Annotated in this window: 8 protein-coding genes and 1 pseudogene; 5 read left to right on the top strand and 4 right to left on the bottom strand. The window is 72.9% G+C overall.

The window, feature by feature from the left end:
- Positions 1-111: 111 nt before the first annotated feature.
- Both FNH08_RS40630 and FNH08_RS40625 read right to left on the bottom strand, forming a co-directional pair.
- Positions 112-1,857 (bottom strand): beta-ketoacyl-[acyl-carrier-protein] synthase family protein, encoded by a 1,746-nt coding sequence (locus FNH08_RS40630; protein ID WP_152776539.1) that lies wholly within the window; start codon positions 1,855-1,857, stop codon positions 112-114.
- A gap of 99 nt (positions 1,858-1,956) precedes the next feature.
- Positions 1,957-2,508: a MarR family winged helix-turn-helix transcriptional regulator gene (locus FNH08_RS40625; RefSeq protein ID WP_152776538.1), complete on the bottom strand. Its 552-nt coding sequence runs from the start codon at positions 2,506-2,508 to the stop codon at positions 1,957-1,959.
- Positions 2,509-2,626: 118 nt separating this feature from the next.
- Between FNH08_RS40625 and FNH08_RS40620 the strand changes: the two genes are divergently transcribed.
- From FNH08_RS40620 to FNH08_RS40610, 3 genes are all read left to right on the top strand, one after another.
- On the top strand, positions 2,627-3,142 hold the full coding sequence (locus FNH08_RS40620) for a YceI family protein (protein WP_152776537.1): 516 nt from the start codon (positions 2,627-2,629) through the stop codon (positions 3,140-3,142).
- 97 nt (positions 3,143-3,239) lie between these two features.
- Positions 3,240-3,773: a MarR family winged helix-turn-helix transcriptional regulator gene (locus FNH08_RS40615; RefSeq protein ID WP_152776536.1), complete on the top strand. Its 534-nt coding sequence runs from the start codon at positions 3,240-3,242 to the stop codon at positions 3,771-3,773.
- Positions 3,774-3,796: 23 nt separating this feature from the next.
- Positions 3,797-4,345, top strand: coding sequence for an AAA family ATPase (locus FNH08_RS40610; protein WP_322726265.1), 549 nt, complete (start codon positions 3,797-3,799; stop codon positions 4,343-4,345).
- Between the two features lie 118 nt (positions 4,346-4,463).
- Here the strand turns inward: FNH08_RS40610 and FNH08_RS40605 are convergent, their stop codons facing one another.
- Entirely contained in the window at positions 4,464-4,757 is a 294-nt protein-coding gene (locus tag FNH08_RS40605; protein WP_322726264.1) for a DUF1330 domain-containing protein, read from the bottom strand.
- Positions 4,758-4,858: 101 nt separating this feature from the next.
- Positions 4,859-5,839: an alpha/beta fold hydrolase gene (locus FNH08_RS40600; RefSeq protein WP_152776534.1), complete on the bottom strand. Its 981-nt coding sequence runs from the start codon at positions 5,837-5,839 to the stop codon at positions 4,859-4,861.
- 246 nt (positions 5,840-6,085) lie between these two features.
- Between FNH08_RS40600 and FNH08_RS40595 the strand changes: the two genes are divergently transcribed.
- On the top strand, positions 6,086-6,556 hold the full coding sequence (locus tag FNH08_RS40595) for a DUF6010 family protein (protein WP_228034656.1): 471 nt from the start codon (positions 6,086-6,088) through the stop codon (positions 6,554-6,556).
- Between the two features lie 45 nt (positions 6,557-6,601).
- A pseudogene (locus FNH08_RS40590) lies at positions 6,602-6,920 on the top strand (hypothetical protein); the annotation flags it as partial.

Genomic DNA, 6,920 nt, shown 5'->3' with positions numbered 1-6,920 from the left:
GTGGTGACTCGGGGGCGGGCATGGTTTCCAGGGGCGCGGGGAACTGCGCGATCAGCCACGACGAACCCGCGCCCGGACGCGGACACACGCCACAACGTCCCCCTCACGCCCTCACCCCCGCACACGCCGCAGCGCGAGCACCGCGTTGTGTCCCCCGAACCCGAACGAGTTGCTCAGCGCCACATCCCCCCGCGCGGGCAGCGCCCGCGGGGCCTTGGTCACCACGTCCAACTCGATCGCGGAGTCCTGCTCGGCGCAGCCGATCGTGGGCGGGATCAGCGCGTGGCGGAGCGTGAGCACCGTGGCGACGGCCTCGACCCCGCCCGCCGCGCCCTGAAGATGCCCGAGGTGGCCTTTGAGGGCCGTGACCGGCACCCGGCAGCCGCCGAGCACGGACGTCAGCGCATGCGCCTCGGCGAGGTCGCCGTCGGCGGTCGCCGTGGCGTGGGCGTTGACGTGCACGACGTCCGCGGCCTCCGCCCCCGCGTCGGCCAGCGCGCGCCGCAGCGCGAGCGCGACCCCCGTGCCGGACGGATCGGGCGCCGCCATGTGGTGGGCGTCGGCGGAGAGCCCCCAGCCCGCGGCCTCGCAGTAGATCCGCGCGCCACGGGCCCGTGCGTGCTCCTCGGCCTCCAGTAACAGGAAGCCGGCGCCCTCCCCGTTCACGAACCCGTCGCGGTCCTTGGCGAAGGGGCGCGAGGGGCTGTCGCCGTCCCCGAGCTCGTGGGCCGACAGTGCCCGCATGGCCGCGAAGGACGCCATGATCGCGGGGGTGACCACGGCCTCGGCCCCGCCGGCGAGGGCCACGTCGATCCGCCCGTACCGTATGCGGTCGACGGCCTGCCCGATGGCCTCGGTGCCGGAGGCGCACGCGCTGGTCACCGTGCGGGCCTCGCCGGTGATCCGCAGCGCGAGCGACACCTGGGACGCGGCCTGCGAGGGAACGGTCATGGGGGTGGTCAGAGGGGAGACCGCCCTCGGGCCCTTCTCCCGCAGCCGCCGGTCGCCGCCCACGAGGACGGACGCGTCGCCGAGGATGGCCCCGGCCGAGACGCCGACCCGCTCGGGGTCCAGTCCGCTCTCGGTGGTGCCCGCGGGGTCGAGTCCGGCGTCCCGCCACGCCTCCCGCGCTGCCAGCACCGCGAACTGGGCGGCCCGGTTCATCCGCCGGGCCTGCGGCCGGGGCAACAGCGCGGCCGGGTCCACGGGTACGGTCCCCGCGATGCGTACGGGCAGACCGGCGAACTCCTCCGCGTCGAGTTCCCGTATCCCGCACCGCCCTTCGAGCAGCCCCGTCCACAGCTCGTCCACCCCGACACCGAGCGGGGTCACGGCGCCCAGTCCGGTGACGACCACCCGTCGTGGTCCGCCGGTCCCGCTCGTCGCCGGCCGGGCGGGGCGGGGGCGGTGCCGTACGACGTGGTCGACCGCCTCAGCCGCCCGCTCCCTCAACTCCGTGTCCGAGAAAAGCTGTTCGCCGGACGTCTCGTGGTGCCAGTCGCCCCGTCGTCGTACGTACGTCTCCTCGACCGCGTGCGGATCGACGGTCCGCAGGAAGCCGACGCGGTCCCCGTCCCCGAACTCCACGGCCCTCAGGTTGGCGGAGGTGAGGAGGGGAATCCCGGCCGTGTCCACGCGGTGGTCGCCGACGGTCACGGTCCGGGTCCGGTCGAGCACCTCGTCGCGGTCGGGGCCGCCGAGCGGTGGCCGCAGCGTCACCCGGATCGCGTCGGGGCGCAGCGGGAGGGTGTGCATCACGGCGTACCAGCGGTCCGCATCGGCGTCGCGCGGCGAGAGGGCGAGCAGGTCTCCGGGGACGAGTTCGGCGACGGTGACGGTGTGCGGCGTACGACTCATCTCGTGCCCCATTCCGGCGACTCCCACGAGTCGGCCAAGTCCCCTTGACGCTTGGGTGGTTCCCCGCTCAACCTCCCACCCGTGTGCGCGTGCGGAACGTCACGGCGCAGCGCGTTTCCGGCCAGTTCCGGGGCGAGGGGAGAGGGACTCCTCGGTGTTCGCCGCCCCGGGCAGCAGGGCGCGCATCACCGTGCAGTCGTGCTGCCCCTCCAGGCCCTCGATCGCGCGGCTGACAGCCTCGGCCAGTGAGCAGGAGGCCTCGCGCAGGAGCCGGCGGGCCTTGTCCGTGAGGGCCACCTGGATGCCGCGCCGGTCGCCGCACGCGGTGTTGCGGGTGATCAGTCCGGCGTGCTGGAGGCAGGCGACCTGGTAGGTGAGCCGGGTCTTGGGGCGGCCGAGGCGCTCGGCGATCTGCGTCATGCGCAGGCCGTCGGCGGGTCCGTCGGCGAGCAGGCACAGCACCAGGAACTCGTCGTGGGAGACGCCCAGTGTCTCCTTCACCCGGGAGCGCAGTTGCTGCTCGATCGCGCCCGCCGCGGCGAGCAGTCCCATCCAGGCCCGCAGTTCGGGGGGCAGCAGGGCGGGCTCTTCTGCCGCGTCGCGTCCGGGCAGGTCGGCGGGGGTGGAGGAGTGAGCGGAGGAGTCGGCCATGATGTCCCAGTCTACCTGTTGTCCAAATTTGGAGCATCGGCTAGCCTGGGGTCATCCAAATTTGGACGACTGAAGAGTCGTCGTTTCACATGCGCCCCGCCCCCCTCAGGAGGACTCCATGACCGTCGCAGTCGAAACCGGGACCTGGCAGCTCGACCCCGCCCGTTCCACCGTCGGCGTCCAGCACAGGACGATGTGGGGACTGGTCAACGTGAAGGGCACCTTCACCGGGCTCACGGGTGAGGGCGAGGTGGGTGCCGACGGGTCCGCCACCGGCTCGATCACGCTGGAGGCCGCCTCCCTGGACACCAAGAACGCCAAGCGCGACACGCACCTGCGGTCGGCCGACTTCTTCGACGCCGACCGGCACCCCGAGCTCACCTTCGTCGTGCGCGGCGCGACGCCCGGTGCCGACGGGGCGGTCCAGGTCACCGGTCAGCTCACCGTGCGCGGTATCAGCCGTCCGCAGTCCTTCACCGCGCGCGTTGCCGAGGCGAGTGCCGAAGCGGTCACGCTGACGGCGGAGTTCACCGTGGACCGGGAGCAGTTCGGCATGGCCTGGAACCAGTTGGGCATGATGCGCGGCCGCACCGCTGTCACGGCGTCACTTCGCTTCGCCCGGGCGGCGTCCTGAGGGGTCACGCGTGGCTCCGCACGGTCATGGTCAGGGAACGGCAAAGGGGTTCGATCGTGTGACGGTGCGGGGAGTGTCGGCGAGGTAGAAAGGAGGCATGTCGGAACCTGGGGTCCCTGCGCGGGGCGTGGATGATGTCGAGGCGGTGACGCGGGCCGTGCTGACCGCGTCGCGGTTGCTGGTGGCGATCTCCGCCCGTTCGCTGTCCGCGGTGGAGGAGGGGGTGACGCTCCCTCAGTTCCGGATGCTGGTCGTGCTCTCCAGGGGGGACGCCACCAAGCTGGTCTCGCTGGCCGAGCACCTCCAGGTGGCGCCGTCGACCGCGATGCGCATGGTGGACCGGCTCATCGCGGTCGGGCTCGCCGAACGGCAGACCAACCCCGGCAACCGCCGCGAGACCCTGCTGCGGCTCACCGACGAGGGGCGGCGCACCGTCGCGGAGGTCATGGCCCGGCGCCGTACCGAGGTCGAAGCGATCGTCGAGCGGCTCTCCCCGGATCAGCGGGGTGCCCTCGTAGGAGCGCTCGACGCCTTCAACGAAGCGGGAGGGGAGCCTTCCGCGCCGGTGCCGGGCGACACCGAGGCGTATCCGCTGGAGTGGGGGGACGGCGAGGCGGGGCCCGGCGTGTGAGGACCCGAGAGTGAAGGGGTCGTGTGAGCGCCGAACCTGGTTCCGCAGTCGTTCTGATCACCGGGGTGATGGCCTCGGGGAAGTCCACCGTGGCCCGTCTCCTGGCCGAACGGCTTCCACGGGCCGCCCATGTGCCCGGCGACGCGTTCCGGCGGATGCTGGTCTCCGGCCGGGAGGAGCCGCTGCCGGAGGAGACCGCTGAAGCCAGGGCCCAGTTGGAGCTGCGGTACCGGCTGTCCGCACTGGTGGCCGACGAGTACGCGGCCCACGGCTGGACCGCGGTCGTCCAGGACATCGTGCTGGGGGACGACCTGAGCGACTACGTCGGCAGGGTGCGCACCCGCCCGCTGTACGTCGTCGTGCTCGCCCCCTCGGCGGCGGCCGTGCGGGCCAGGGAGGCCGGGCGCCCGAAGACCGGGTACGGCGCCTGGACGGTCGAGGCCCTCGACCGCGCTCTCCGCTCCGGGACTCCGCGTGTCGGGCTGTGGCTGGACACCGGCGAGCAGACACCGGAGCAGACGGTCACGGCGATCCTGGACAACCTCCCCGCCGCCCGTGTCGAGACCGGCTGACGGCGAGGGGACGGCGAGGGGACGGCGAGGGGACGGCGAGGGGACATCGATGGGACGGCGATGGGGGTGCCGATCGGGGTGCCGATGAGGGTGCCGATGGGGCCGACACCGGCTGCGCCTACACGAGTTCGACGGGATACAGGTCGGTGTGGGCGACCGCGTCGCGCTCGGCGGACAGGGCGGTACGCCGCTCGTCGGTCAGGAACCCGTCGTACCCGGCCCGCGAGGTGAACTCGATCAGCTGGACCTCGGTCGGGGCGCCCTCCTCGCCGTCCGTCCGGGCGCGCTGCAGCACCCGGCCGCCGTGGTCGCCCAGCAGGGCCAGGACCTTGTCCTCGTAGGTGATCAGCGCGTCGGTGGCACCCGGCCGGGCCCACAACAGCACGCACACCTGAACCAGTTGAACCGCCACGGTGCCCGACCCTATCGGCATCGGCGGGCGCGCGGGACGTGGCCGCGCGCCCGCGTCCCGCGCGCCGACGTCCCGCTCGTTCGCCGTCGCAGCCGGATGCCTCAGGCCGGCAGCGTGGCGAGCCAATCCGTCAGGAGCTTGTTCGTCTCCGTGGGGCGCTCCTGCTGGATCCAGTGGCCGCAGCCGTCGAGGATGTGGGAGGAGAGCAGGCCGGGCAGCGTGCTCGGGTACGCCTTGATCGCGTCGGCCAGCCAGAGGGTCGGGCCGTCCAGGCTGCCACCGACGAACAGGGACGGCTGGGTGATCGCGGCGCCGTCGAACTCGGCGAGGTCCTCCCAGTCGCGGTCCACGTTGCGGTAGCGGGCCAGCGCCCCACTCATGCCGGTGCGCTCGAACTCCCCGGCGTACACGTCGAGATCGTCCTCGCTGAGCCAGGCGGGCAGCCCGGCGGGGAACCGGTCACGCAGCGTCCCGCCCCGGCTGACGGCGAACGGGCCGGGCGCGTCCGGAGCGGCCATGCCCTCCGAGGACAGGGCGGCGTAGAAGCCCGCGAGCCAGCCGCGCACATCGGGCTCCATCTCGCGCTCGGCCCGGCCCGGTTCCTGGAAGTAGGAGATGTAGAACTCCTCGTCCTCGCCGCCCAACGCGCCGAACGCCTCCGTGGGCCTCGGCCCGCCGCGCGGCGCGTAGGGAACGCTGAGCAGCCCCACCGCACGGAAGACGTCCGGCCTGATGAGGGCGGAGTTGGCGGCGATGGGCGACCCCCAGTCATGGCCGACGACCACCGCGGACTCCTCGCCCAGGGCCTCCACCACCGCCGCGTTGTCCGCCACCAGCTCCAGCATCCGGTACGCGTCGATCCCACTGGGCCGGGAGGAACGGCCGTAGCCCCGGACGTCGATGGCGACCGCGCGGTACCCGGCCTCGGCCAGGGCAGGCAGCTGGTGGCGCCATGAGTACCAGGATTCCGGGAAGCCGTGCACGAGCAGCACCAGCGGGCCCGTGCCCTGCTCCACCAGGTGGATCCGTCCCGCCGGCGAGGAGACCAGCCGGTGTGTGACGTCCAGGGCCTGCTGTGACATCGATGCTCCCCATCCCTCGGATCTGCTCTGTGCCGGACTCCCGATCATGCGGGCAGCGCCGGGGGAATCGCGACCCGTTTTGCCGACCCGGCAAAACTCGCCGCACTCCGCCGCCGGACAGCTGCCCATCCGGCCTGGCGGTAACCCGTCGGAACCTGTCGACAATGCCTCTGGGGGGTGTGCTGGCACGGACATACGGTCGTGAGAGCCGACGTTCCCGCACCCCCTGAAGGAAACGGCACTTCCATGCAGTACGCCATGCCCGTAGTCATCGGCCTCCTCTACGCCCTGCTGATGTCGCTCATCCGCGAACCGCACCGGCGCCGCCTCAACGCGATCATGGTCGCCGGAGCGGGCGCCGCCTACCTCAGCGGCGGCGGCCTGGGCGGCTGGGAGTTCGCCTTCACCGCGGTCGTCACGTACGTCGCCTACCGCGGCCTGGAGTCGTGGACCTTCATCGGCGTCGCCTGGCTGCTGCACACCGCCTGGGACGTCGTCCACCACATCAAGGGCAACCCGATCATCCCCTTCCTCCACACCTCGTCGCTGGGATGCGCGATCTGCGACCCGGTCATCGCCCTGTGGTGCCTGGCGGGAGGCCGGACACCGCGCGAGATCCTCTTCCCGGGCCGGGAACCGATCCGTGGGCCGCAGCGACTCCCTGCACACAGCGCTCCGACGGAGCACCTCGCGGGGCCGAGGACCGTGCGTAGGTAGGTGGCGGCGGCGCCCGGTGCCGTGGCGCGTGCGAGTATCTGCGGCATGAAGGCGTCCCCGGCGGTACGGAGCCTGCGCGCGGTGGTGTTCGCCGTGCTGTGCGTGCTGCTCGCCGCCTGGGGACACGTGCTGGCCACGGGGACGGCGCCGCCGGTGTGGGCGCAGGTCGCCGGGTTCGTGCCGGTCTTCGCGGCCGGCCGGCTGCTGGCCGGCCGCGAACGGTCCCTGCTCGGCATCGGGGGCGGGACGCTGACCGCACAGGGCGGGCTGCACCTCGCCTTCGGAGCCGTCCGCCCGCACGCCCCGTACGCCCCGCACGCCGTGACGGTGATGCACGGCATGCGCATGGCCCACCCCCACGCCC

This window comes from Streptomyces spongiae (assembly GCF_009377185.1).
Lineage (GTDB): Bacteria > Actinomycetota > Actinomycetes > Streptomycetales > Streptomycetaceae > Streptomyces > Streptomyces spongiae.
The sequence above is the reverse complement of the archived record's forward strand: the minus strand, read 5'-3'. Positions and strand labels throughout refer to the sequence as shown.

What these genes read in the sequence shown, in the direction of transcription:
- FNH08_RS40630 (WP_152776539.1), bottom strand. Translation starts at nt 1,857, where the DNA reads ATGAGTCGTACGCCGCACACCGTCACCGTCGCCGAACTCGTCCCCGGA.
- FNH08_RS40625 (WP_152776538.1), bottom strand. Translation starts at nt 2,508, where the DNA reads ATGGCCGACTCCTCCGCTCACTCCTCCACCCCCGCCGACCTGCCCGGA.
- FNH08_RS40620 (WP_152776537.1), top strand. Translation starts at nt 2,627, where the DNA reads ATGACCGTCGCAGTCGAAACCGGGACCTGGCAGCTCGACCCCGCCCGT.
- FNH08_RS40615 (WP_152776536.1), top strand. Translation starts at nt 3,240, where the DNA reads ATGTCGGAACCTGGGGTCCCTGCGCGGGGCGTGGATGATGTCGAGGCG.
- FNH08_RS40600 (WP_152776534.1), bottom strand. Translation starts at nt 5,839, where the DNA reads ATGTCACAGCAGGCCCTGGACGTCACACACCGGCTGGTCTCCTCGCCG.
- FNH08_RS40595 (WP_228034656.1), top strand. Translation starts at nt 6,086, where the DNA reads ATGCAGTACGCCATGCCCGTAGTCATCGGCCTCCTCTACGCCCTGCTG.